The 24,454-nt window shown below is 70.5% G+C and carries 19 protein-coding genes; 5 read left to right on the top strand and 14 right to left on the bottom strand.

All coding sequences use genetic code 11. The features are described 5' to 3' along the window. Nucleotides 1–61: 61 nt before the first annotated feature. The gene (locus ABZ434_RS21930; protein WP_359139308.1) at nt 62–691 is read left to right on the top strand and encodes a hypothetical protein; all 630 of its coding nucleotides are present in this window, start codon (nt 62–64) and stop codon (nt 689–691) included. 243 nt (nt 692–934) lie between these two features. Here the strand turns inward: ABZ434_RS21930 and ABZ434_RS21925 are convergent, their stop codons facing one another. The 3 genes from ABZ434_RS21925 to ABZ434_RS21915 all read right to left on the bottom strand — a co-directional run bounded on the left by ABZ434_RS21925 (nt 935) and on the right by ABZ434_RS21915 (nt 3,092). Then, nucleotides 935–1,555, bottom strand: coding sequence for a hypothetical protein (locus ABZ434_RS21925; RefSeq protein ID WP_359139305.1), 621 nt, complete (start codon nt 1,553–1,555; stop codon nt 935–937). 60 nt (nt 1,556–1,615) lie between these two features. Next, a complete protein-coding gene (locus ABZ434_RS21920) occupies nt 1,616–2,326 on the bottom strand; it encodes a ribonuclease HII (protein ID WP_359139302.1) in 711 nt (236 codons plus the stop codon). A gap of 139 nt (nt 2,327–2,465) precedes the next feature. Further along, nucleotides 2,466–3,092, bottom strand: coding sequence for a TetR/AcrR family transcriptional regulator (locus tag ABZ434_RS21915; RefSeq protein WP_359139300.1), 627 nt, complete (start codon nt 3,090–3,092; stop codon nt 2,466–2,468). A 252-nt stretch (nt 3,093–3,344) separates the two neighbouring features. Here ABZ434_RS21915 and ABZ434_RS21910 point away from each other — a divergent pair, with 252 nt between their 5' ends. After that, nucleotides 3,345–4,898: an MFS transporter gene (locus ABZ434_RS21910; RefSeq protein WP_359139298.1), complete on the top strand. Its 1,554-nt coding sequence runs from the start codon at nt 3,345–3,347 to the stop codon at nt 4,896–4,898. Between the two features lie 156 nt (nt 4,899–5,054). Here ABZ434_RS21910 and ABZ434_RS21905 read toward each other — a convergent pair whose 3' ends face one another. The 4 genes from ABZ434_RS21905 to ABZ434_RS21890 all read right to left on the bottom strand — a co-directional run bounded on the left by ABZ434_RS21905 (nt 5,055) and on the right by ABZ434_RS21890 (nt 9,381). Continuing rightward, nucleotides 5,055–6,533: a DUF4173 domain-containing protein gene (locus ABZ434_RS21905; protein ID WP_359139468.1), complete on the bottom strand. Its 1,479-nt coding sequence runs from the start codon at nt 6,531–6,533 to the stop codon at nt 5,055–5,057. A gap of 583 nt (nt 6,534–7,116) precedes the next feature. Continuing rightward, nucleotides 7,117–8,013: an ADP-ribosylglycohydrolase family protein gene (locus tag ABZ434_RS21900; RefSeq protein WP_359139296.1), complete on the bottom strand. Its 897-nt coding sequence runs from the start codon at nt 8,011–8,013 to the stop codon at nt 7,117–7,119. 10 nt (nt 8,014–8,023) lie between these two features. After that, the gene (locus ABZ434_RS21895; protein ID WP_359139294.1) at nt 8,024–8,683 is read right to left on the bottom strand and encodes a histidine phosphatase family protein; all 660 of its coding nucleotides are present in this window, start codon (nt 8,681–8,683) and stop codon (nt 8,024–8,026) included. 92 nt (nt 8,684–8,775) lie between these two features. Then, nucleotides 8,776–9,381, bottom strand: a complete 606-nt coding sequence (locus tag ABZ434_RS21890; protein WP_359139292.1) for a YdbC family protein — start codon at nt 9,379–9,381, stop codon at nt 8,776–8,778. Nucleotides 9,382–9,471: 90 nt separating this feature from the next. Between ABZ434_RS21890 and ABZ434_RS21885 the strand changes: the two genes are divergently transcribed. Together ABZ434_RS21885 and ABZ434_RS21880 are read left to right on the top strand one after the other, a co-directional pair. Further along, on the top strand, nt 9,472–10,428 hold the full coding sequence (locus tag ABZ434_RS21885) for a DUF1152 domain-containing protein (protein ID WP_359139290.1): 957 nt from the start codon (nt 9,472–9,474) through the stop codon (nt 10,426–10,428). Between the two features lie 127 nt (nt 10,429–10,555). After that, a complete protein-coding gene (locus ABZ434_RS21880) occupies nt 10,556–11,092 on the top strand; it encodes a TerD family protein (RefSeq protein WP_359139288.1) in 537 nt (178 codons plus the stop codon). 99 nt (nt 11,093–11,191) lie between these two features. Here the strand turns inward: ABZ434_RS21880 and ABZ434_RS21875 are convergent, their stop codons facing one another. Both ABZ434_RS21875 and nrdR read right to left on the bottom strand, forming a co-directional pair. Further along, nucleotides 11,192–14,095 (bottom strand): vitamin B12-dependent ribonucleotide reductase, encoded by a 2,904-nt coding sequence (locus ABZ434_RS21875; RefSeq protein WP_359139286.1) that lies wholly within the window; start codon nt 14,093–14,095, stop codon nt 11,192–11,194. Between the two features lie 164 nt (nt 14,096–14,259). After that, nucleotides 14,260–14,772 carry a transcriptional regulator NrdR gene (gene nrdR / locus ABZ434_RS21870; RefSeq protein WP_359139284.1) on the bottom strand — a complete coding sequence of 171 codons (513 nt, stop codon included), beginning with the start codon at nt 14,770–14,772 and terminating at the stop codon, nt 14,260–14,262. Between the two features lie 577 nt (nt 14,773–15,349). Here nrdR and lexA point away from each other — a divergent pair. Continuing rightward, nucleotides 15,350–16,144 (top strand): transcriptional repressor LexA, encoded by a 795-nt coding sequence (gene lexA / locus ABZ434_RS21865; protein WP_219573501.1) that lies wholly within the window; start codon nt 15,350–15,352, stop codon nt 16,142–16,144. A gap of 80 nt (nt 16,145–16,224) precedes the next feature. Here the strand turns inward: lexA and ABZ434_RS21860 are convergent, their stop codons facing one another. The 5 genes from ABZ434_RS21860 to ABZ434_RS21840 are packed head-to-tail and all read right to left on the bottom strand — an operon-like array spanning nt 16,225 to nt 24,310. Beyond that, nucleotides 16,225–18,195 carry an ATP-dependent DNA helicase gene (locus ABZ434_RS21860; protein WP_359139282.1) on the bottom strand — a complete coding sequence of 657 codons (1,971 nt, stop codon included), beginning with the start codon at nt 18,193–18,195 and terminating at the stop codon, nt 16,225–16,227. A gap of 38 nt (nt 18,196–18,233) precedes the next feature. Then, nucleotides 18,234–20,177 carry an IucA/IucC family siderophore biosynthesis protein gene (locus tag ABZ434_RS21855; RefSeq protein ID WP_359139280.1) on the bottom strand — a complete coding sequence of 648 codons (1,944 nt, stop codon included), beginning with the start codon at nt 20,175–20,177 and terminating at the stop codon, nt 18,234–18,236. 60 nt (nt 20,178–20,237) lie between these two features. Then, nucleotides 20,238–20,957 (bottom strand): GNAT family N-acetyltransferase, encoded by a 720-nt coding sequence (locus ABZ434_RS21850; RefSeq protein ID WP_359139278.1) that lies wholly within the window; start codon nt 20,955–20,957, stop codon nt 20,238–20,240. Nucleotides 20,958–21,008: 51 nt separating this feature from the next. Further along, a complete protein-coding gene (locus ABZ434_RS21845; RefSeq protein ID WP_359139276.1) occupies nt 21,009–22,901 on the bottom strand; it encodes an IucA/IucC family protein in 1,893 nt (630 codons plus the stop codon). 29 nt (nt 22,902–22,930) lie between these two features. Continuing rightward, the gene (locus tag ABZ434_RS21840; RefSeq protein WP_359139273.1) at nt 22,931–24,310 is read right to left on the bottom strand and encodes a diaminobutyrate--2-oxoglutarate transaminase family protein; all 1,380 of its coding nucleotides are present in this window, start codon (nt 24,308–24,310) and stop codon (nt 22,931–22,933) included. Between the last annotated feature and the right edge of the window lie 144 nt (nt 24,311–24,454).

The raw sequence follows: 24,454 nt of genomic DNA, 5'->3' as shown, positions 1-24,454 counted from the left end.
GCCGCGGCGCGCCCTCACCCGACCCTGCCCGCATCGTGGGCGCGTATGCGAAGGGAGGACCGTGACCTTCGGATTCGCTCCGTCCGCAGCCACTTCGATGTCGCCTGCCGCCGACTCGGCCAACCGCCTGGCCAGAATGCTCGAACCGGCCGAGTGGGCGGCAGCGGGGATACCGCTGTTGCGCAGCCCGCGTGAGGTTGTCAGCGGCCTGCACTCAAGGCACAGGCCGACTCCGCAAACCGCAGTCGTCGCCGTGCTCGACCATGAGGAACGCCTTACGGCCAGCGCCTCGTTCGCCCGTCGTTCGGTGACGGCGGACGGCTGGGAATTCCGTAACGCCCTGCTGGCGCACCTGCGCCGGGTGATCCCTCACGATCTGCGCCGCCGTGCTCCCGTCCGTACCGCGGTACTGCTCTACTGCCGCGAGGGGGACGAGCGTTGGACCGAGGAGGACGGGGCCTGGATGTGGGGGCTGCGGGACGCCTGCACCCTGCACGGGCTGCGGTGCGGCGCGTACATCACGCTCACCCGCGGCGGCTGGCAGGTGCTCGGGGAGGGACGAGGCGGCCGTCGCCCCAACTCCACGTCGCAGCCGTCCTCCCTCGCCGACGCCGCACTGGACCAGGATCCTGGCCCGCTGCGCACGGGCGGCGGCGCGGTTCACGCATTGCACCGCACCGCGGCTCGCTGACCCGGGCCGTGGGCCCGGCCACCCTCACGGGCAGCCGGGTCACCACGGGCCGGTAGCACCGCGACGACGGCGCGCGGGCCGAGGACGCCGCACCATCGATCCGCTCCGGCCCGGACATCCGCACCTGGCACATCACCAGATCGGCTCCGGACCGGGGCCGGGCATCCGCACGGAGCGCACCGTCGGACCCGGTCCGGCTCGGACGACCGCGCCGAGCAAGCGCACCGTCAGACCCGATCCGGCTCAGACACCCGCGCCGAGCACGCTGTTGATCCGCTGCGGGTCGCCGCAGACGATCAGCAGGGCTTCGGCGCGACGCTGTGCCGCAGCCAGCGCACGCGCGGCGGTGTCGTCGTCGGCGTCGTTGACCGCAACGACGACCACCGGCCGCGGCTTCACCCGGTCCGCGGCTTCGGCGCCGGCGAAGAACACGTCGTCGCCCGTTTCGTGCTGGGCCCAGTAGGCGGCCTCACCGAAGGAGAGCTCGTGGGTCGCCCACGGGTGCTGCCCACCAGCGGTGAGCACCAGGATGTCGCCGGGCGCACGACCGGAGTCGAGCAGCAGGTCAACCGCCTCGTCGGCGGCGTCGAGCGCACCGTCGGCCGCGGCGGGGATCACCTGGAGCTGAGGTGCGGAACGGTTCTCCGGCGGGGCCGCCTGGGGCCGACCGGAGGTGGAGTGCGGGCGCGGCGCCGGGGGCGCGGGCCTCGCGGGGCCAGGACCCGGGTGACCGGGGCGCGGCGTGGCCGCGGAACGCGGACCGGGTACGGGACGAGGGGTCGACGCGGTGCGGCCGGTGGCCGTCGTGGCGCGGGGACCCTGGGCGCTCTCGTGAATCTGAGGCTCCTCGGGGATGAGAGGCATGGGTGGTTGTCTATCAAACGCCGACGCGCGAGGCATCGGTGGGTGGGCACATGTACGCGATCAGAAGTCGAAGCCGAGCTGGCCCCCGCTTTCCAGTGCGGCCGCCTCGGCGGAGAAGCGGACCTTCTTGAGGTGCTGCCACCTGGGCAGCGCGTCGAGGTAGGACCACGAGAGGCGGTGGTGGGCCGTCGGGCCCCGCTCCTCCAGTGCGGCCCTGTGCACAGGGGACGGGTAGCCGGCGTTGGCACCGAAGGCGAAGTCGGCGTACTCGCCCGTCTCCGCGCCGAGTTCGGCCATCACCGTGTCCCTGCGCACCTTCGCGATCACCGACGCCGCGGCGACCGCGACGCAGGACTGGTCGCCCTTGATGACCGTACGCACCCGCCAGGGCAGGCCCAGGTAGTCGTGTTTGCCGTCCAGGATCACCGCGTCGGGTCGCACCGGCAGCGCCTCCAGGGCCCGGACGGCGGCGAGCCGGAGCGCTGCGGTCATCCCGAGTTCGTCGATCTCCTGCGGGGTGGCGTCGCCAAGGGCATACGCGGTGACCCAGCTCTCCAGGAGCGGCGCGAGCTCCGCGCGGCGCTTCGGGCTGATCAGCTTGGAGTCGGTGAGTCCGGCGGGAGGCTTACGGAGGCCGGTGACCGCGGCACACACGGTGACCGGTCCCGCCCACGCTCCGCGTCCGACCTCGTCGACACCGGCGACGGTCTTGGCACCGGTGGTGGCGCGCAGTGAGCGCTCGACGGTGTGCGTGGGTGGTTCGTACGGCATGGCGCCAGCAAGCGTACGCCGATGGGGGCGCCGAGAACACCCCGGGGCGTACCTGGGCCGTCCCCGTCCGGCGTCGGGTCGCCGCACGAGGACGGGAGCGCTTCTCGCCGGGCGTCCGGCGAGGTTCGACGCGCAGGCCTCAGCAGGGCGCGGCGCGGAAGAACGGGACCGCTACCTGGTCGATCAGGTCGGCGATGTCCCCATCGGTCCATTCGCTTCCGCACACCTTGCTGCGGTACATCATCATCGCGGGGATGACGTCGAAAGCGAGCCCGCGCAGCGCGTCGGCGCGCACCTCGCCGCGGTCGACCCCCCTGCTCACGACTTCTCTGATCAGAGCGGTCGTGGGCCCGACCACGCCACTGAGGATCACCGACTGGAACCGTTCCGCCGTATCCGCGTCACATTCGTGAAGGACGGCGCGCAGCGCGGAGCCGGACTTGGAGAGCATGGCGTCACGGAGCCCGCAGCACAGTTGGTAGAGGTCCTCACGGATGTTCCCGTGGTCCGGCGCATCACGGATCGCCGGAAGGGCGCTGCGGAGCGCGTCCGCGACCAGGTCCTCCTTCGAGGGCCATCGCCGGTAGATCGCGGCCTTGCCGGTCTGGGCGCCGGCCGCGACGCCCTCCATCGTCAGCCCGCTCCAGCCGACCGTACTCAGCCGCTCCAGCGCGGCGTCGAGGATCGCACGTTCCAGTACGGGTCCGCGGCGCCTCAGGGACACCACCGGCTGCCGGGCGGCGGCTGCCGATCGCGAAGTAACCATGAGCTTCTCTCCATCGGAACAGGTCGATACGCCCGCGCCGGCCGGCCGGCGCTCGGACCGGGCGGGCAGTGGCAGAACGGGCGTCGCAACGGATCGGCGCGGAACTGAGCAGGTTCCGGCCGGGACGGTGGATCCGGACGTGGCACGAACAACGCAGATTCAGTGAACGCTTGCGTTCACTGAAGGGGACTCACTAACGTTGACACGACAGTGAACGGATCCGTTCACTAATTCTCTTGTGGGGGAACCATAGTGACAACCTCTCAGTTAGAAGCACGGAGCGCACCGGGCGCGGCACGACGGCAAGGCCGCCCGGGGATCGCCCTGGCCGTCATCGCCGCCTGTCAGTTGATGGTTGTGCTCGACTCCACGATCGTCAACATCGCCCTCCCGAACATCCAGGACGCGCTCAGCTTCTCGACCACTGATCTCTCCTGGGTCCTCAGCGCCTACACGCTCACTTTCGGCGGCCTGCTGCTGCTCGGCGGCCGGGCCGGGGACATCCTCGGCCGCCGCCGCGTCTTCATGACGGGCATCCTGGTCTTCACGCTGGCCTCGCTGCTGGGCGGATTCGCCCAGGAGCCCTGGCAGTTGCTCGCGGCCCGCGCGCTCCAGGGCATCGGCGGCGCCATCGCCTCACCGACCTCGCTGGCGCTGATCACGACCACGTTCCCCGAAGGACCCGAGCGCAACCGCGCGTTCGGTGTCTTCGCCGCGGTGTCGGCGGGGGGCGGGGCGATCGGCCTGCTGGCGGGCGGTCTGCTCACCGAATGGCTCGACTGGCGCTGGGTCTTCTTCGTCAACGTGCCGATCGGCGTTCTGATCGCCGTCCTGGCACCGCTGTACATCAACGAGTCCCAGAAGCATCCGGCCCGCTTCGACATCTCGGGTGCGCTGACCTCGACACTCGGCATGGCATCGCTCGTGTACGGGTTCATCCGGGCCTCCGAGGAGGGCTGGCGGGACTCCCTGACCCTGGCCTCGTTCGCCGCCGCGGTGATCCTGCTCGCCTCGTTCGTCGTCATCGAGATGCGCGCCAGGGAGCCGATCACCCCGCTGCGCATGTTCGCCGACCGCAACCGCTCGGGGACGTACGTGATCATGCTCAGCCTGGCCGCGGCCATGTTCGGCATGTTCTTCTTCATCGTGCTGTTCGTGCAGGACGTCCTGGCCTACAGCCCCATCGAGTCGGGCCTGGCGTTCCTGCCCGTGACCGTCGCGATCATCGTGGGAGCGGGGCTCTCGCAGCGGTTCCTTCCGGTGCTCGGGCCCAAACCGTTCATGGTCACGGGCTCGGCGTTCACCGGCGTGGGCCTGATCTGGCTCACGTTCATCTCGCCCGGCAGCAGCTATCTGTCCGGGGTCCTGGGTCCGATGCTCGTTTTCGGCTTCGGCATGGGGCTGAACTTCGTGACCCTCACGCTGACGGCGGTGTCCGGAGTCGCGCAGCACGAGGCCGGGGCAGCCTCCAGCCTGCTCAACGCGAGCCAGCAGGTGGGTGGTTCGCTGGGACTCTCCATCCTGGTCACGGTCTTCGGTACGGCGAGCCGAAACGAGGCGGAGAAACAGGTTCCGCAGTTCCTCGCGCAGGCGTCACCGGAGCAGAAGGCGGAGTTCGCCAAGACGCATGAGCTGCCCGGGAGCTGGGGGCACGCGGTGCTCTCCCAGGGCATCTCGACCGCGTTCCTCGCCGCAGTGGCCATGGCGGTTCTCGCCCTGCTGACCGCGCTGCTGGTGATCCGGGTGCGCAAGAGCGATCTGGAGGCGCTGAGCGGAAAGGCGTCGGCGGGAGGACCGGCCGCCTAGCGTGCGGACGGCCGCCATGCAGAGGCTCGCGGGTGCGGGCGAGCCCCTGTGCACTGGAATCATCGCCACCGCAGCCGTACGTCCGAACGGAAGCGGACCGCCCCCGAGGGGGACGGCCCGCTTCCGGTGCGATCGGTGCGATGAGCGCTACGACGGTCAGTACGGGTCGTAGGGGTCGTACGGATCGTCCACGTCGCCGCGTTCGCTCCCGTTGTCGCCCGACCCGAGGCCGCGGCAATCGCGCGCCCGGGAGCCGGGATCCCAGTCCCCGAGGAGGTCCCGGGCCCTCGCCTCGCCCCAACTCGTGGCGTACCACGGTTCGTCCGAGCTCCGCAGCGTCCGCTGGATCTCCTCGAGCGCGCAGGAACGCAGGGGCTCGGGGAGGGTGTCGAGAGCCGGCACGGCATCGGCCGAGAGGCCGCGGAGGTACTCGATGTCGATCGAGTGATGCCGGCTGTACCGTTCGACGTTCTGCTGCGCGATCAGGCCGTCGGGGGAGATGAGACCGAACGCCAGGACGCCGGCGGCCGCACTCGCCGCGACGGCGCGCGGCAGCAGCTTCGCACCGAAGGCACCGGCGGCCATGATCAGTACGAGGACGACACCCAGCCACAGCTCGACCGCCGCCACGGAGATCCGCAGCCTGGTCAGGCCGTACGCATCGACGTAGAGGTCCATGCGTCGCAGCGCGGAGGCGACGACGACGAGCGTGAGCAGACACAGGGTGCCGAGGACGCCGCGTACGAGCGTACGGTCGCGTGCTCCCCCGCGCGGCGCCCAGCGAAGCGCGAGCGCGATGACCAGCAGGGTGAGCAGCGTGGCCCAGAGCAGTTGCCAGAATCCCTCGCGGGCGTACTGGGAGTAGCTGAGATCGGTCTCGGCCATCACCTTGTCGTAGCCGCCGAGCAGCACCGTGAGCTGGATGGCGAGGAAGGCGGCGAAGAGCAGGTTCAGGACGACCAGGGGCAGGGCCCATTCGAGACGTCCGCGCGCCTTGCCCGGGCGGACCGTCAGACCGTCCCAGCGCACGGGCGCGGCTGCGGTGTACGCGGCGGCGAGCGCGCCGACGAGGCCGAGCGCGCCGAGGAGGAACCGCCACGGACTGTCACCGATGGACACGTCGGGCATCAGACTGCCGAGTACGTCGGCGAACGCTGCGTCGGCGCTCGCGAAGAGTGCTCCGAACACGATGAGCAGGACGACCGCCACGACCGTGGAACGGAAGACCACGCCCCAGCGGCCCCGCGACCCCGCCATCCGGTCGCGAACACCGCGGGCGCCCCAGCCCAGTGATTCGGCGACGGATGTGAGCAGGCCCAGCGAACCGAGGAACATCCCGAGCCAGCTGCGGCTGCCGTGCAGCGCGAGCGACCCGAGCGCGAAGGCGGACACGATGGCGAGGAAGCTAGGCCAGCCGGCGTCGCGCAGTGCCGGAACGACGAGCAGGGCAAGCCCGCCGACCGCCCAGACGGCGGTCCACGGACGCAGCCGTCGAGCCGCCGCACGGGCGGCGAAATAGGCCGCGAGTGCGGCGGGGACCGCCACGACGAGCAGATTCAGGCCGATGCCCTCGCCGAGCAGCAGGGCGCTGAGCAGTCCGGTCGCGAGTACGGCCCAGAGCGTGGCGCCCGGGATTCCTCCCGGCTTGACGGGGCGGAGTCGCGAGAGCTCCGAAGGCTTCTGCTGCTTGGGGTATCCCCACGGATTGGGCTGCGGCGGCCGCTGCTGCTGCTGCGCGTAGGCCGGAACCTTCGGAGGCTGCGGTCCGGTGTCGCGCGGCTGCGGGACGCCGGGGTCCTGCGCGTGCCCGTGCGGCTGCGGTGCTCCGGTGTGCGGGCCCGCCGCAGCGGCCGGCGACGCCCCGGCGCCGTTCTGCGGGCGCACGGTCTCTGCGCGCTCGGCCGACGCCTCCGACGGCCGGGCGTCCGCGGATCCCGGAGCCTGTGCGGGCACCGGTTCCGGATCCGCCGCCTCCGACGTCCCCGGCGCACGCTCCGGCCGGGGTGATTCTGACGTGTGATCTGACACGGGACCCCTCCCCACCGAGGTCCGCTCACGCGAGCCCTGGGCAGCGCGGCCCCCCGGCGTCTCGTTCGGTGCACACCCGTCGTGATGATCACCGCGGGCGGCGTGGCCGAAAGAGTAACCCCCCGTGACCGCCGTCAGCCGTACGGGGCGACGCTGTGGCAGTTCCGTGACAGTCGGGCGGCGTGGCGGACTACGGGGCCATCCAGTCGGGGAGCTCTTCCGTCTGCGCCGTCCACTCCGCCGGCGGGGCGCCCGCCGTCCCCGCCGCGACCACTCCGCCCACGATCGCGCACGTCGTGTCGACGTCTCCGCCGGCCTGCGCGGTCACCCAGAACGCGTGCTCGAAATCGCCGAGAGCACGTGCCGCGGACCAGAGAGCGAAGGGGACCGTGTCGTGCGCGCTCGTACGGCGCCCGTTGCCGAGGACCGCCGCGACCGTGCCCGCGTCCTTGTAGTCCAGCATGTCGCGCGCCCTGCGCAGCCCTGCGCCGACCGCGCTGCGCGGAACGAGAGCGATCACGCCGTCGAGGAGATCCGTCGGCGTCGGCGGCCCTGCGGGCGAGGCCGCGAGCGAGGCGGCCGCCGCGACGGCCATCGCGCCTACGACGGCCTCTCGGTGCTGGTGCGTGGTGTACGACGAGATCTCGGCCTGGTGCGTGGCCTGCTCGGGGTCGTCCGCGTACCAGGCGCCGAGCGGTGCGATGCGCATCGACGAGCCGTTGCCCCAGGAACCCTGGCCCTGGAAGAGCGCGGAGGCCAGCTCCCGCCAGTCCCCACCCTCCCGGACCAGCCTGAGCAGGCGGTTCACGGCGGGGCCGTATCCCCGGTCGAAGTCATGGTGCACCGCGAAGGAGTGGGCGAGCGCGTCCTGGTCGATACGGCCGTGCTTGCACAGCACGGCCAGCACCGAGGCGGCCATCTCGGTGTCGTCGGTCCACTGCCAGGGCCCGGGCGGCAGGGAGCGGTCCTTCAGGAGCGGATAGTTGGCGGGCACGAAGAACTGGGAGCCCAGAGCGTCTCCTACGGAGAGGCCACGCAGGCTGGCGAGGGCGCGTTCGAAGCGCTGGTCGGAAGCGGATTCGGTCATCGCTTCCACTCTATCCGGTGATGCCGTACGGCTCAGGGGTACGCCAGCGCTCGAACGGCCTGTCCAGCGTGTAGCGGCCGTCCTTGCCGAGTACGAGCGTCCGTGACTCCCCGTTGTCGGGGTTGGACAAGGATTCGAATTCGGCCACGGACCAGTGGAACCAGCGCATGCAGAACAGCCGCATGGTCAGTCCGTGCGTGACGAGCAGGACGTTCGGCGGGTGGTCCGGGTCCTCGAAGCTCCGGTACAGGCTCTCCAGGAACGCGCCCACCCGGTCGTACACATCCGCACCGGACTCCCCCTGCGCGAAGCGGTAGAAGAAGTGCCCGTAGGCGTCCCGGTACGCCTTCTGGAGGCGCACGTCGTCCCGGTCCTGCCAGTTCCCCCAGTCCTGCTCGCGCAGCCGGGGCTCCTCGCGCACCCGGACGCGTCCGGGATCCAGCTCCAGCGACCGGAACGTCTCGTGCGTCCGGCGGTAGGGCGAGACGTACACGCTGACCCGCTCCTCGTCGAAGAGCTCGCGCAGCCGCACTCCCGTCTCGCGGGACTGCCGCAGTCCGGTCGGGGTGAGCCTCAGTGCGTGGTCGGGCTCGCGCTCGTACACGGTGTCGTCGGCGTTGCCCTCGGACTCGCCGTGCCTGACGAGGACAATGCGTTGCGGTCTTGCCATGTACCGACCCTAGATCGAGTCGCGGCCGTTCGAGCAATTGTCCGGAATCCGACGGTGCATGTCGCCGGTGAAACGGCGGCCGCACCGGCCGGTCACACCGTCCATGCCGGTTCGAGCTGGACGACGTCACCCGCGAGCGAGGCCACGTCGTCGTCGGTCTGCGCCCGCTGCGACAGCCGCTCGACACTCGCCGGCCGGTACTTGCCGCGCTCCGCGCTCGACTGCCACATCGACAGGACCAGGAACTCGTGCCCGGGCGCCTCGCCGAACACGCCGCGCAGCATTCCGGGCGAGCCCGCCATCGCCGGATTCCATACCCGCTGCTGCATCAGCGCGAAGTGCTCGACACGGTCCTCGTGCACCCTGCTGTGGGCCACCCTGACCACATCCGCGTCGCCGAAGTGGGGTTCGAAGCCGGTCTTCACGTCGAAGCGGTACTCGAACAGCTTGACCTGGATGTCGTTGCACGTGCCGGCCTGCGCGGCGGCCAGTGCGTCGTGTCCGCGCGCCATGAACGAGTCGTAGAAGACCCTGTTCTCCCAGAACGCGAAGACATGGGCCACCTCCGGCCGGCTGCGGCTCCAGCCGCCGCCCTGCCCCCTGAAGCCCGGCTCACCCAGCAGCCCCGCCCACTTCCGCTGCCCCCGCTCGAAACCGCGACGGTCCCCCACATTGCAGCGAATCCACTTGACCAGCACCGCGCCATCGTACGGGTGACGGACGTGGCGTGGGTCACGCTCCGACGGAGTGCACCAGAACCGGTCACAGCTGATCACACAATGATCGCCATGACCTCGCTGCACACCAACCCGCTGTTCGAGCGCCTCGATTCGGCAGAACGCATCCTCGTCGCCGGGGCGGGCGGCGGCTTCGACATCTACGCCGGCCTCCCCCTCGCGCTCTCCCTGATCCACCGGAACAAGCAGGTGCGGTTCGCCAATCTCTCCTTCAGCGCGCTCGAGGGGCTCCCCCTCGACTCCTGGCTCGCTCCCGACCTCGCCGTCATCACCCCCGAGACCTCCCTCCACCAGCTCTACTTCCCGGAACGGACCCTCGCGCAGTGGCTCGCCCTGCACGGTTACCCCTGCGACGTCCATGCCCTGTCCCGTACAGGCGTCCAGCCGCTGCGCGACGCCTATCGCGCGCTGATCGAGCGGTACGAGATCGACGCCGTCGTCCTCGTCGACGGCGGGACGGACATCCTGATGCGGGGCGACGAGTCGGGCCTGGGCACCCCGGAGGAGGACATGACCAGCGTCGCGGCGCTCGCCGGGATCGAAGGGCCCGACCGCCTGGTCGTCTCCATCGGTTTCGGCGTCGACGCCTACCACGGCGTGAGCCACGGTCTCGTCCTGGAGAACATCGCCGCACTCGAACGCGACGGCGCGTATCTGGGCGCGTTCTCCGTGCCCCGCACGACCCGTGAGGGCGCCCTGTTCGTCGACGCGGTCGCCCATGCCCAGGAGCACACGCCCGATCACCCGAGCATCGTCAACGGATCCATTGCCGCTGCGGTCCGGGGAGAGTTCGGGGACGTCCGGTTCACCTCCCGCACCGGCAACAGCGAGCTCTTCATCAATCCGCTGATGGCCCTGTACTTCGCCTTCGAGCTGGAGGGGATCGCCCGCAACTGCCTCTATCTCGACCGCATCGAGCAGACCCACCTCATACGTCAGGTCAGCAGCGCGATCGAGGCGTTCCGGGACGAGGTACGACAGCGTCCGCCGCGCCGGATCCCGCATTGAGACAGCCGGCCCCCACGGTGGCCCGATTGCGCCCACCACCCTCAAGACGGTTGGTTCCACGGGCCGTTACGGACATGATCGGGTGATAGAACCGGAGCGACGGCCCCGCGTGAAGGAGCGAAGTCCGATGAGCACTCCCAACAAGGACATCGAGAAGGTCGAGGTCAGGGTCAAGTGGGATCCCAGTCCGCACGGTGAACCGGCCAACGACCTCGACATCATCGCGGCGACCTATCCGGCCGACGAGCCGTACGGCGACCCCGCGTATCTCGTGCACTTCGACAGCCGCGCGCCCGACGGCACCATCACGCTCAACCGCGACAGCAGGACCGGGCAGGGCCTCGGGTACGACGAGGTCATGACGCTGGAGCTGGACCGGCTCTCGGACGCCTACGCCCGGGTCGTCGTCGGCATCGCCATTCAGCAGCGCGACGGCCACAAGACGTTCGGGGCGATAGGGAACACCGGCGTACAGATCCGCGAGGGGTACACCAGCCTCGCCGAGGACGACTTCTCGACGGTCCCCACGGCGACGGCGGCGGTCGTCGCCGAGTTCGTGCGGGACTCCTCCGGGGTCTGGGAGTTCCACGACACGGTGCGGGGGTTCGACGGGGACGCCGACTCGTTCGCCGCGGCGATGGGGAGCCGTTCGTTCGGGGCGTGACACAGCGCAGCGGAAGGGGGCGGGCAGGAACTCCGCGATCGGAGTCCTGCCCGCCCCCCTTCAGCAGGGCGGTCGCCCCTCTCGGGGCACCCGCTTCGGTCAGCTGCAACCGCTGGTCGAGCCGCAGCCCTCGCAGATGTAGCAGGAACCTGCGCGCTGCATCTTCGTACCGCAGGAGAAGCAGAGCGGGGCGTCGGCGCTGATGCCGAGCTGCATCTCGACGAGCTCCGCCGAGGTGTGCGCCGTCTTCGGCTCGGCCTTCTCCGTCTCCTGGACGGGAGCGACCGCCTTCAGCGGCTCCGTCCGCACCGGGGCGGACTGGGCCAGGCTCTCGGCCTCCAGCTGCTCCTCCTCGAACGACGGCTCGTAGGAGCCGGTGTCCAGGTGGCGCTGACGCTCTTCGGCGGAGTGGATACCGAGGGCCGAGCGGGTCTCGAACGGCAGGAAGTCCAGTGCCAGGCGGCGGAAGATGTAGTCGACGATCGACTGCGCCATCCGCACGTCCGGGTCGTCCGTCATACCGGCCGGCTCGAAGCGCATGTTGGTGAACTTGGAGACGTACGTCTCCAGCGGGACGCCGTACTGCAGCCCGACCGAGACGGCGATGGAGAAGGCGTCCATCATGCCCGCGAGGGTCGAGCCCTGCTTGGACATCTTCAGGAAGACCTCGCCGAGACCGTCGTCCGGGTAGGAGTTGGCGGTCATGTAACCCTCGGCGCCACCCACCGTGAAGGAAGTGGTGATTCCGGGACGTCCCTTGGGCAGACGCTTGCGGACCGGGCGGTACTCGACGACCTTCTCGACCGCGGTACGGATGGTGTCCTCGGCCTTGGCCGTGACGGCCTCCTTCTCCTTCTCCTTGGTCTTCGCGGAGAGGGGCTGGCCGACCTTGCAGTTGTCGCGGTAGATCGCGAGCGCCTTGACGCCCATCTTCCACGCCTCGAAGTAGACCTCTTCGACGTCCTCGACGGTGGCCGTCTCCGGCAGGTTCACCGTCTTGGAGAGCGCGCCGGAGATCCACGGCTGGATGGCCGCCATCATGCGCACGTGACCCATCGCGGAGATTGAACGCTCGCCCATCGCGCAGTCGAAGACCTCGTAGTGCTCGGTCTTCAGGCCCGGGGCGTCGATGACATTGCCGTTCTCGGCGATGTGGGCGACGACCGCCTCGATCTGCTCCTCCTGGTAGCCCAGGCGGCGCAGGGCCTGCGGGACGGTGCCGTTGACGATCTGCATCGAGCCGCCGCCGACCAGCTTCTTGAACTTGACCAGGGCGAGGTCGGGCTCAAGACCGGTGGTGTCGCAGGACATCGCGAGACCGATGGTGCCGGTGGGGGCGATGACCGACGCCTGTGCGTTACGGAAACCGTTCTTCGCGCCGAGACGGATGACGTCCTGCCAGGCCTCCGTCGCGGCGGCCCAGATCGGGTTGTCCAGGTCGTCGGCGTGCACGGCCACGGCGTTGGCGTCGGCGTGCTGCTTCATGACGCGCTGGTGCGGCTCGGCGTTGCGGGCGTAGCCGTCGTACGGGCCGACGACAGCCGCCAGCTCGGCGGAACGCTTGTACGAGGTACCGGTCATCAGCGAGGTGATGGCTCCGGCGAGCGCACGGCCGCCGTCGCTGTCGTACGCGTGGCCGGTCGCCATCAGCAGGGCGCCGAGGTTGGCGTAACCGATGCCCAGCTGGCGGAAGGCGCGGGTGTTCTCGCCGATCTTCTCGGTCGGGAAGTCGGCGAAGCAGATGGAGATGTCCATCGCGGTGATGACCAGCTCGACGACCTTGGCGAAGCGCTCGGACTCGAAGGACTGCTTGCCCTTGCCGTCGTCCTTGAGGAACTTCATGAGGTTCAGCGAGGCGAGGTTGCACGACGTGTTGTCCAGGTGCATGTACTCGCTGCACGGGTTCGAGCCGTTGATGCGGCCGGACTCGGGGCAGGTGTGCCACTGGTTGATCGTGTCGTCGTACTGGATGCCGGGGTCGGCACAGGCCCAGGCCGCCTCGGCCATCTTGCGGAAGAGGGACTTGGCCTCGACCTCCTCGATGACCTCGCCGGTCATGCGGGCGCGCAGCCCGAACTTGCCGCCGGACTCGACGGCCTTCATGAACTCGTCGTTGACCCGGACCGAGTTGTTGGCGTTCTGGTACTGGACCGACGTGATGTCGTCGCCGCCCAGGTCCATGTCGAAGCCCGCGTCACGCAGGGCGCGGATCTTCTCCTCCTCCTTCACCTTGGTCTCGATGAAGTTCTCGATGTCGGGGTGGTCGACATCGAGGATGACCATCTTGGCCGCGCGACGGGTGGCACCGCCGGACTTGATCGTTCCGGCGGACGCGTCGGCGCCGCGCATGAAGGAGACGGGCCCGGAGGCGTTGCCGCCGGAGGAGAGGAGCTCCTTGGAGGAGCGGATACGGGAGAGGTTCAGGCCGGCACCGGAGCCGCCCTTGAAGATCATCCCCTCTTCCTTGTACCAGTCGAGGATCGACTCCATGGAGTCGTCGACGGCCAGGATGAAGCAGGCGGAGACCTGCTGCGGCTGGGGCGTGCCGACGTTGAACCAGACCGGCGAGTTGAAGCTGAAGATCTGGTGCAGGAGGGCGTACGCCAGCTCGTGCTCGAAGATCTCGGCATCCGCGGGAGAGGCGAAGTAGCTGTAGTCCTCGCCGGCCTTCCGGTACGTCTTCACGATCCGGTCGATCAGCTGCCGCAGACCGGTCTCGCGCTGGGGGGTGCCGACAGCCCCGCGGAAGTACTTGCTGGTGACGATGTTGACCGCGTTCACCGACCAGAAGTCGGGGAACTCGACGCCACGCTGCTCGAAGTTGATCGAGCCGTCGCGCCAGTTGGTCATGACGACGTCACGGCGCTCCCACGCCACCTCGTCGTACGGATGCACGCCGGGGGTGGTGTGGATGCGCTCGATACGCAGGCCCTGCTTGGTCGCAGTCGACTTGGTCCCCTTGGTGCGGGAACCTCGTGCCGGGCCGCTCGCCGTCTCTGTCATGCCGCCTCCCATATGTGGGCAAAAACGCCCTGAAGTGCCGAGAACTTCCCCGGGCACAGTGTGTGTCTGATGCTTCGGACGCCGCGTACGTCATGCGTCGCCCGGAGCAGGTCCAGGTGCCGGCCCGCAGCCGATCCTCCGATCAGCGGGGCCGACGGTGCCGCTCAGTCGGCGGCGACGGCGGGAACGGGGACCTCGCTGGTCTCGCCGGTCCCGCGTCCTTGTACGGGAGGCCGCCGCTCGCGGAGTTCCACGATGGCGGCCTCGAAGTCCTCGAGGCTGTCGAACGCCCGGTAGACGGACGCGAACCGCAGGTACGCGACGAGGTCGAGTTCCTGCAGGGGGCCGAGGATGGCCAGACCCACGTCGTGAGTGGTCAGCTCGGCACTGCCGGTGGCGCGCACCGCCTCTTCGACACGCTGGCCGAGCTTGGCGAGGGCGTCCTCGGTGACCGGCCGCCCCTGGCACGCCTTGCGCACGCCGGAGATGACCTTGGTACGGCTGAAGGGCTCGGTGACGCCGCTGCGCTTGACCACCATGAGCGAGCAGGTCTCCACCGTCGTGAAACGGCGGGAGCAGTCGGGGCACTGGCGACGCCGGCGGATCGAGGTCCCGTCGTCGGTGGTGCGACTGTCGACGACCCGGCTGTCGGGGTGCCTGCAGAAGGGGCAGTGCATGGCTCCCAACCCTCCTTCACAGCACGACTGAATAGCCTCTTCAGGCCCGCTGACGGGCCTTCGAAGCGGTCTCAAGCATAGGCGATGACCACAGCCCCGACGGACGGGGACCACAACTTCTGGGTGGCTGTAGCAATCCAACCACTAGATCTTGGGTTTGGTCGCGCATTTGGCCCTGGCGCGTGTCGCGCGCCCCGGGTGGCCGGAAGGCAGCGTACGACCGACCACGAGGGTACGGGAAGCGGGCGGCGCGACCCAGTTCGGGTCGGCCACCCCGCCGCCCCCGAACAGCCGGGCTGCCGCCGCCGCGGGCGCCGCCGGCAGCCCGGTCGGCCACCCCGCTCACCGGCGCCGCGGGCTCGGACGGTAGCGTAATGGTCCGAATTGCGGGTCGGTCCGCGCGCGTGGGCCGGGGGCGGGGCCCGACGGCGGAACACCCCTCCCGGCCTCGCTCATACACCCGGCACTGAACACTCGACAGACTTTTATTCGTTTTTCACTCGAACGTGTGTTTGGCGCAACCTTTCGAAAGCTACTACCGTTGTCCAGCTAGGGAGACCATTCGAGAGGGGCCGACGTGACCACCACCGCAGACAGTGCCATCATCACTGCCCAGGACCGCTCCCAGAGCCGACTCGAGCCGGTGCATGCCATGAATGACTCAGTCACGAACACGGAGGGGCCGGAGCCCGCGCGCCCAGCGCGCTCGCTGCCCGGACGACCTCCTGGAATCCGGGCGGACAGCTCGGGGCTCACGGACCGGCAGCGGCGAGTGATCGAGGTCATCCGGGACTCCGTGCAACGACGGGGTTACCCCCCGTCGATGCGGGAGATCGGTCAGGCGGTGGGCCTTTCCAGCACGTCCTCCGTCGCACACCAACTGATGGCCCTGGAGCGCAAGGGCTTCCTCCGCCGCGACCCCCACCGCCCGCGGGCGTACGAGGTCCGTGGCTCGGACCAGCCCAGCACGCAGCCCACGGACACCACCGGGAAGCCCGCGGCGTCGTACGTGCCGCTGGTCGGCCGGATCGCGGCCGGTGGGCCGATCCTCGCCGAGGAGTCGGTCGAGGACGTGTTCCCCCTCCCCCGCCAGCTGGTCGGGGACGGCGAACTCTTCGTGCTGAAGGTCGTCGGTGACTCGATGATCGAAGCGGCGATCTGTGACGGGGACTGGGTCACCGTGCGGCGCCAGCCCGTGGCCGAGAACGGGGACATCGTGGCCGCCATGCTGGACGGCGAGGCCACGGTCAAACGCTTCAAGCGCGAGGACGGCCATGTGTGGCTGCTCCCGCACAACTCCGCGTACCAGCCGATCCCCGGCGACGAGGCGACCATCCTCGGCAAGGTCGTGGCGGTGCTGCGGCGGGTGTGAAGCCCTCCGTGTCCCACAGGGCCCCCGGATCCGCTGCTCGGATCCGGGGGCCCTGCCGTGTCTCCACGGCCGGCGCGGGCCTACCGCCCGTCGGCCTTGGCCGACGCGTCGATCGCGGCGAGCGAGCGGCGAGCCTGGTTCGGGTCGGTCGTGTACCAGAAGTCGGGGAGCGAGGCGCGCAGATAGCTGCCGTACCTGGCATTGGCCAGCCGAGGATCGAGTACGGCGACGACGCCCTTGTCCCCGGTGGCCCGGACCAGACGCCCGGCGCCCTGGGCCATCAGCAACGCCGCGTGCGTGGCGGCCACGGCCATGAAGCCGTTGCCCCCTGCCTCCTCGACCGCCTTCTGGCGGGCGCTCATCAACGGATCGTCGGGGCGCGGGAACGGAATCCGGTCCATGACCACCAGCTGACAGCTCGCGCCGGGGACGTCGACGCCCTGCCAGAGCGAGAGCGTGCCGAAGAGACAGGTCTCGGGGTCGGCCGCGAAGTTCTTGATCAGCTCCCCCAGCGTCTCCTCGCCCTGGAGCAGGATCGGCTTCTCCAGCCGGCCCCGCAGTTCCTCGGCGGCGGCCTGGGCCGCCCGCATGGAGGAGAACAGTCCGAGTGTGCGCCCGCCCGCGGCTTCCACCAGCTCGGCGAGCTCGTCCAGCATGTCGGTGCGGGACCCTTCCCGGCCGGGGGTCGCCAGATGCCGGGCGACGTACAGGATCCCCTGCTTCGGGTAGTCGAAGGGCGAGCCGACGTCGAGGCCCTTCCATTGCGGGACGTCATCGCCCGCGGTGCCCTCCGGGGAGAGCCCGAGGGACGCGCCCACCCCGTTGAAGTCCCCGCCGAGCTTGAGGGTGGCCGAGGTGAGGACCACGGAGCGGTCGGCGAAGAGCTTCTCGCGCAGCAGCCCGGAGACCGAGAGCGGGGCGACCCGCACGGAGGCTCCGAAGCGGTCGTGCCGCTCGAACCAGACGACGTCGTACTCGGAACCCTGCGTGATGCGCTCGGCCACACCGTGGATCGACTCCACCGAGGCCAGCGCCTGCTTGCGGACCGCGTCCTCGTCCGCGACGGACTTGTCGCGGGTGGAGCCGAGCGCGGTGATCACCGTACGAGCCGCGTCGCGCAACGCCATCAGCGCGTATCCGAGGTCTTCCGGCACTTCCTCCAGGCGGCCGGGCAACGCCAGCTCCATCACCCGCTCGAAGCCCTCCGATGCCGTCTGAAGGGCGTCGGCGGCCTTTTCGTTGACGAGCTTCGCCGCGCGGCGCACCGCGCGGTTCACCTGGCCGGGGGTGAGCTCGCCGGTGGCCACTCCGGTCACCCTGGAGACCAGCTCGTGGGCCTCGTCGACGATCAGCACCTCGTGCTGCGGGAGCACCGGGGCGCCCTCGATGGCGTCGATGGCGAGGAGCGCGTGGTTCGTCACCACCACATCGGCGAGCTTGGCCCGCTCCCGGGCCTGCTCGGCGAAGCACTCGGCCCCGTACGCGCACTTGGTGGCGCCCAGACACTCGCGGGAGGAGACGGAGATCTGTGCCCAGGCCCGGTCCGAGACTCCGGGAGTGAGGTCGTCCCGGTCGCCCGTCTCCGTCTCGTCCGCCCAGTCCCGCATGCGCAGCAGGTCCTGGCCGAGCTTGCTCGACGGGGCCGCCGCCTCGAACTGGTCGAAGAGCCCTTCTTCCTCCTCCTGCGGGACGCCCTCGTGGAGGCGGTGCAGACAGAGGTAGTTCGACCTGCCCTTGAGCATGGCGAACTGCGGGCGGCGCCGCAGCAGCGGATGCAGGGCGTCGACCGTACGCGGAAGATCGCGCTCCACGAGCTGGCGCTGGAGGGCCAGGGTGGCCGTGGCCACCACGACGCGCTCGCCGTGTGCCAGGGCGGGCACCAGGTAGCCGAGCGACTTGCCCGTCCCGGTGCCGGCCTGGACGAGCAGATGGGATTGGTCGTCCACGGCGTCGGCGACGGCACCGGCCATGGCGGCCTGGCCGGGTCGCTCCGTACCGCCGACGGCGGTCACGGCGGCGTGCAGGAGCTCGGGGAGGGATGGCTTCGTCATAGCCCGGCCAGCCTACGGGGCGCCACTGACAACAGCGCTCACGACCCGATGCACGCGGAGAGGTGGAGCGGGTTGGGCACCGTGCCGTGGACCGCCGCGTGCGGGCGCTCGGGCCGGTCGCGGTAGCCGTCCAGGTGCAGGCGGTTGCGGTTCAGACAGAGGCGTTCGATGCGGGGCGTCAGCATGTCGAACAGCTCGAACCTTTCCTTCAGCTCGGGAAAGCGGGCGTGGTGGCGAAGGATCTCCGCCCGGACGAGTGACCAGAACACGCTCTCGGGGACGCCGAGCTGCTCCTCGCAGAGCGGGGACAGGAAGCGGAAGACTCCGGTGAAGAGACCGGAGTGGATGAACTGGGTGAGGAAGGCGGGCTCCTCGGTGAGCAGGACGCGGCGCACGTCCGGCGGCATCGCGTCGTGCTCGGGCAGCGGCTGTGCGCTCACGTTGACGTCGTCGACGAAGTCCTTGATCGCCAGGCGCACCGGGACGTCGTGCTCGTCGAAGACCACGATGGCGTTCTCGCCGTGCGGGGAGAAGACGGTGCCGTAGCGGTACAGGAAGTGCAGCAGCGGCGGGAGCAGCGCGCCGAAGAGCCGGGTGAGCCAGACGGTCGGCGTGAGACCGGAGCGGGCTACCAGCTCGGCGGTGAAGGCGCGGCCCTGGGGATCGGTGTGCAGCAGCGAGGCGAGCGTGCGGGCCCGCTCGCCGGGCGCGAGGCGGGGCAGGAGGGGCTCGCGCCAGATCGCTCCGAGGATCTCCTTGAACTGGTACGGAGTCTCGGGGAGGTGGTCGTAGAGCGGATGCTCGACCGTGACGGAGGCGACCTCGCCGAGGAGGATGACGCCGCAGGTGTCGCGCAGGAACGGGTCGTTGTCGCGCATCCCCTGCACCCAGCTCGTGACGGCGGGGGCGGCGAGGGTGCGTTCGGTCGGCAGGCCCCGCCAGACCAGCGTGTTGAGGATGGACAGGGGCAGCTTGAGCGTGTGCCGGTCGGGCCGTGCCAGGTTGGCGAAGGTCCGGATGGACTGCTGCGGCAGCCGCAGGTCCGGGTCGGCGTGCAGGGGGACGATGTCGCCTGCGGCGATGGCCGGGGCGAACAGGGGCACGATCCACTCGTCCCACTGCCAGGGGTGAACGGGCAGGCAGTAGTAGCCGTCGGGGTCGAGACCGCGCTCGCGCAGGACGGCGGAGAAGGATTCCAGGACCGCGGGGTCCAGTTCCTGCGCGTAGAGCCGGCCGGGGTCGGCGAGCTCGCCGACGCCCCGGTAGGCGGCGATCCGCGTGGCGACGGCGATCCACGGCAGGGTCACCGGTGTGCGGGCCTCAGGGGTGAAGCGGGCCGCGTCGGTGGCGGAGAAGCCGAGTCGCCCCTTGTTGGCGACGATCCAGGGGTGGCCCGTCTGGTGGCCTTCGAGCTCGGCGTAGTCGAGGTCGGCCAGCGCGGCGGCGCCGAGTGCTCCGTGGTCGAGGCGGGCGTCGGCGGTGAGCGTGGTGGTGAGCTCGCGGACGAGATGGCCGAGGGTCGCGCCGTCCAGGTCGAGGAGACGGCGTGCGCGGGCGAGGAACATCAACGGATCGCGGAACGGGACACTGCCCGCGACCTGGCCCCGGACCGGTGTCCCGGCCCCTGCCCCGGCGCCGCCCCCCTCGTTCGCACCGCCCTCCGCCACCGAAGTGCCGGACGCGTCGGCCTCCGTCGCCTCACTGCTCGCCTCACGGATCGAGTCGGGGTCGACGCGCCAGCTGCCGTAGACCCCCCGCCGGGCGGTGAAGCTGAGGCTGCCGCCGTCGTCGAGCACGAGGGTGTACGTATCGCCCCCGGCGGATCGTGGGACGGGCCGGACCACTTCCTCGTAGGAGAATTCGCCGAGCATCTTGGCGAGCAGCCGGGCGGCGGCCCGGTCCCAGACCGCGCGGTTCAGCTCCGGGGTGCTCAGCAGCAGGGGCGACCGGGCTGCATCACGGCTCGCGGGATATTTCGGCACGGGGACTCCTCGGGTGGGAACCGACGGGGTTCGAGCGGTGTGGGCGGGGCAGCGGATCGTTCACAGCCGGGCACGGTGGGCTCGGTCGCGGACCATCAGGGCGGCCCGCTTCTCCGGGAGTTCGACCTCTGCGGAGTAGCGGAATCCGGCACTCAGGAAGGCGGAGACGGACGGGGTGTTGCGGACGTCCGGCTCGGCGACGACCCGTGTGCACCGGGGGCGGTTGTCGAGGACGAGGTCGGAGACGGCACGCAGCAGGGTGCTCCCGATCCCGTGGCCCCGCTGATCCACCTCGCCGATGAGGAGGTGGACCCCGGTGTCGTGCGGCCGGACCCGGCAGTGCCGGGCCAGGGGGTCGAGGTCGGCCCGGTAGATCTCCCAGTAGCTCATCGGGACACCCGAGAGCACCCCAAGACAGGGGACGCTGCGTCCGTCGCCGCCCAGTTGGGGCGTCAGGTGCCTCGCGGTGACGGTCTCCGACCCGGCGAGTTCCCAGAAGGCCGCGACGGCGGGGTCGTTCATCCAGCGGCTGATCACCGAGAGGTCGCGCTCCAGTCGCACGGGGACGAGCTGGAGCACGCCGGCCGGTGTGGTGACCGGTTTCCACTGCTCCGGCCGGTCGAGCAGTCCGGAGCCCTCCGGGCCGTCTCCGTACACGGAGGTGTCCTCACCCAGCAGGGCGAGGAGTTCGGCGGTGAGCCGCAGGTCCAGCGTGTCCTCGGCGCCCGCGCCGGCCTGGGGAGCGGGCCCGGGGTCGGTGGGCGCATCAGCGGGAGGCACCGTGACGCACTCCTCTCTCGACGGTCGGTGTCCGGCTGGGGGGTGCTTTCCTCAGCCGCACAGGGGGTTGGTGATGGTGACGTAGACGGACTGGGTGTCCACCGGTCCGACGAGTTCGTCGAGCCCGCGCAGACGCGTGAGCATGTTGGCCTTGCAGCGCAGGCGGGGGGCTTCCAGCAGCTGCGCGGCGAGGGGGGATCCCAGCGCGGTGGCCGATCCCAGGAACCGGCGGAAGGCGGCGAGGAGCATCTGTTCGTCGGCGAGCTGCTGGGCGCCGAACGCCCCGATCAGTCCGAACACGTTGTTGATGCCGAGGTAGTACGCGAAGCGTTCATCCGTCACGGCGTCGGAGACGAAGGTGTCACTGACCGATCCGATGCCGGGGAGCCTGCGGTCGAGCGCGGCGCGGTGGGACTCGCGGAAGTAGTAACCCTGATTGTCGCGGTAGCGACCGCCGACCGGCCAGCCCTCGGCGTCGAGCAGGACCAGGGTGTTCTGCTGGTGGGCTTCGAGAGCGACCCCCGCGTGGCCGTCGAGCCAGAGAACCGGCCGCACCACGTGGTCCAGGTAGCGCAGGAACCACTCGGCGGCGACAGCGGTCGTGGTCCGTCCGGTGGCGGCGCCGAGGCGGTGGACGAGGTCGGCGAGGCGGGAGCGCATGCCCGGCCCGTCCGGCCAGGGGCGCGGTGCGGTGAGCCCGGCGATGCAGACCGCGTCGTCGTACGGGGCGAAGGGGTTGTGGCGGAGCATCACGTCGAGGCCCGGGATGTGTTCGCCCTCGGGGGTGTCGACCGCGAGCCAGGCGGGGTCGCGGACGATGTCGAATCCGGGGTGGACCGCGTGCCACTGCCGGGCGAGTCCGCTGCGCAGCAGCCTGTGGACCTCCACACCCCGGTGGAGTTCCTTGCGGAGGTTCTCCCGGCGGGAGTTGGTGATGCGTACGCCGAGGGAGAGCTTCAGCATGAGGTCGGCGCCGGGCCGTTGCACGGTGCGCACCGAGGAGGTGGGGTGCCAGCGCTCGCCGTACGGGCCGAGGTCGTGGAGCAGGCCGGAGTCGGCCAGGGCGGCGACTTCGGGCCGCATCGCCAAGTCGCGGGCCTGCCAGGGGTGGAGCGGGATCGGCGTCGTGTGCGCGGGGACCCGCAGGCCCTCGGCGTGGCGGGCCACGAGTTCCGCGGCCGGGACCGGCCGGCCGTGGTCGGTCCAGGCGGAGTCGGTGGCCAGCACGGACCGGTCGACGGCCATCCAGTGGAGCGGGAAGGAGCCGTGCGATTCGGGTGAGTAGAGGCGGGACTCGGAGTCGGAGAGGCCTTCGCGGCTCTTGGGCGAGGGGTGGAGCGGGTGGCCGAGGAGCAGGGACTGCTCGGCCGTGAGGAAGAGGTCCGCTTCGGGGCGCGGGGCGGGCCGGCGCCGTTGTACGTCGATGAATCCGGCGGTCCGCCGTACCGAGTCGGCCACCCTGGCGACCATGTCGGCGCCCTCGTTGTCGCCGCCCTCCCGGCCCAGGAGGGCGGCGACGGTGACGGCGTCGGCGGCGGGTGAGCCCTGGGGGGCCTGTTCCAGGAGGGGCGGTCCGAAGCGGTGCCAGCCGGTGGCGGACCAGTGGCGGACGGGGACGAGCAGGGCGGTGCCGCTCGCGGGGAGCGGGATGCGCAGGGTCTCGCCCTCCGGGCGGGGCAGGCCGCATTCACGGACCCAGCAGCGCAGCAGGTTCTCGATGCCTGCCGCGTCGGCGGCGCGGAGCGGATCGGGGTGGTCCAGCGGGTCGAGGTCCGGTGCGGGGCAGGCCGTAGCCGTTCGGTTGGCGTGCCACTGACCGTGCGGCACCTCCTTCTGGCGCGGCACGGTCGACGCCTCGACGGCGAGGTGACCGGAGGTCCCGGCCTCTCCCCGGTCATGGATGGAGGGAGGGCCGTCGGCCTCGGGCGCGGGGGTGGGGTTCACGGCGGTCTTTCCTGTGATGGTTTCCGGGGTCAGCGGATCGACCCGGTCGCGGTCCGTCGGTGCGGGGAGCGTTCGGCGGCTGCCAGGGCATCGGCGAGACGGTCCACGACCGCTGCCGCCTGTTCGTCGGTGAGCGTGAGGGGTGGAAGCAGGCGTACGACCGTGGAGTGACGGCCGCCGAGTTCGACGATGAGCCCGCGGCGCAGGCACTCCTGCTGGACCGCCGTGGCGAGGACGGGGTCCGGAGGCGCTTCGCCGCCCGCACCCACCGGGGCGGCCTCGGGGTCGACGAGTTCCACGCCGATCATCAGGCCCCGCCCGCGGACGTCGCCGATGCAGGGGTGCCGGGAGGTCAGTGACCGAAGGCTCTCCAGCATCCTGGCACCGAGCCCGGCGGCCCGCTCGGCGAGCCGGTTCTCCCGCACGTGAGCCAGGGTGGCGGTGCCGGCGGCCATGGCGAGCTGATTGCCGCGGAAGGTGCCCGCGTGCGCACCTGGCTGCCAGGTGTCGAGTTCGGAGCGGTAGACGATCACTGCGAGCGGGAGCGAGCCTCCGATGGCCTTGGACAGCACCATCACGTCGGGCACGATGCCGCTGTGCTCGACGGCCCAGAACGCACCGGTCCGGCCGACGCCGGTCTGGACCTCGTCGGCGATCAGGGGGATGGACCGGGTCGTGGTGATCTCCCGCATCCGGCGCATCCAGCCGTCAGGGGCGGGGTTGACCCCGCCTTCGCCCTGGACGGGTTCGAGGATCATGCCGGCCGGTGCGGGGGTTCCGCTCTTGGGGTCGTCCAGCACGCTCTCGGTCCAGCGCGCGGCAAGCTCCGCACCCCGTTCGCCACCGGTGCCGAAGGGGCAGCGGTAGTCCTGCGGGAACGGAAGACGGGTCACCCGTACGTCCTCGGCGCCACCGGACGCGGCAAGCGCCCCCGCTGTCATGCCGTGGTACGCCCCGGTGAAGGCGAGCAGGCCGCTGCGGCCGGTGGCGGCACGGACCAGGGTGAATGCCGCCTCGACCGCGTCGGTGCCGGCCGGCCCGCAGAACTGGATCCGGGCGTTGTCCGCGAACTCCCGCGGCAGTGTCGCGAACAGCTCCGTGGTGAAGGCGTCCTTGACCGGTGTGGCCAGGTCGAGCACGTGCAGAGGCGCACCGGAGTCGATGACCTTCTTGATCGCCTCCAGGACGACCGGGTGGTTGTGCCCGAGAGCGAGGGTCCCGGCTCCGGACAGACAGTCGAGATAGCGTCGCCCGTCCGCTCCCTCGATGGTCAGTCCCCGTGCCCGTACCGGCACGATCGGCAGCGAACGCGCGTAGGTGCGCGCGGCCGATTCTCGCAGCGACTGGCGGCGCAGGATGCCTTCGTGGGGCGCGAAGGGTGGTGCCGGAGCTGGTTCGGTCACGGCCACGGCTGTTGATCCTCCCGCTGTAACAGTTGCGTTGCACGTCAGCACGATTCCGCAAGGACGGACTGCGGGGGTGAACGCTGTCTCCGTGTCCCCCGTACGTACCAACGACGCCGGGCGCGGCGGATCACGGGTAAATCCGAAGAT

This window comes from Streptomyces sp. NPDC005761 (assembly GCF_040630635.1).
Taxonomy (GTDB): Bacteria; Actinomycetota; Actinomycetes; order Streptomycetales; family Streptomycetaceae; genus Streptomyces.
The sequence above is the reverse complement of the archived record's forward strand: the minus strand, read 5'-3'. Positions and strand labels throughout refer to the sequence as shown.

Excerpts from the sequence above, each read along its gene's own strand:
- ABZ434_RS21880 (WP_359139288.1), top strand. The coding sequence starts at position 10,556 with ATGAGCACTCCCAACAAGGACATCGAGAAGGTCGAGGTCAGGGTCAAG.
- ABZ434_RS21925 (WP_359139305.1), bottom strand. The coding sequence starts at position 1,555 with ATGCCTCTCATCCCCGAGGAGCCTCAGATTCACGAGAGCGCCCAGGGT.
- ABZ434_RS21920 (WP_359139302.1), bottom strand. The coding sequence starts at position 2,326 with ATGCCGTACGAACCACCCACGCACACCGTCGAGCGCTCACTGCGCGCC.
- ABZ434_RS21915 (WP_359139300.1), bottom strand. The coding sequence starts at position 3,092 with ATGGTTACTTCGCGATCGGCAGCCGCCGCCCGGCAGCCGGTGGTGTCC.
- nrdR (WP_359139284.1), bottom strand. The coding sequence starts at position 14,772 with ATGCACTGCCCCTTCTGCAGGCACCCCGACAGCCGGGTCGTCGACAGT.
- ABZ434_RS21900 (WP_359139296.1), bottom strand. The coding sequence starts at position 8,013 with ATGACCGAATCCGCTTCCGACCAGCGCTTCGAACGCGCCCTCGCCAGC.
- ABZ434_RS21885 (WP_359139290.1), top strand. The coding sequence starts at position 9,472 with ATGACCTCGCTGCACACCAACCCGCTGTTCGAGCGCCTCGATTCGGCA.
- ABZ434_RS21875 (WP_359139286.1), bottom strand. The coding sequence starts at position 14,095 with ATGACAGAGACGGCGAGCGGCCCGGCACGAGGTTCCCGCACCAAGGGG.
- ABZ434_RS21860 (WP_359139282.1), bottom strand. The coding sequence starts at position 18,195 with ATGACGAAGCCATCCCTCCCCGAGCTCCTGCACGCCGCCGTGACCGCC.
- ABZ434_RS21895 (WP_359139294.1), bottom strand. The coding sequence starts at position 8,683 with ATGGCAAGACCGCAACGCATTGTCCTCGTCAGGCACGGCGAGTCCGAG.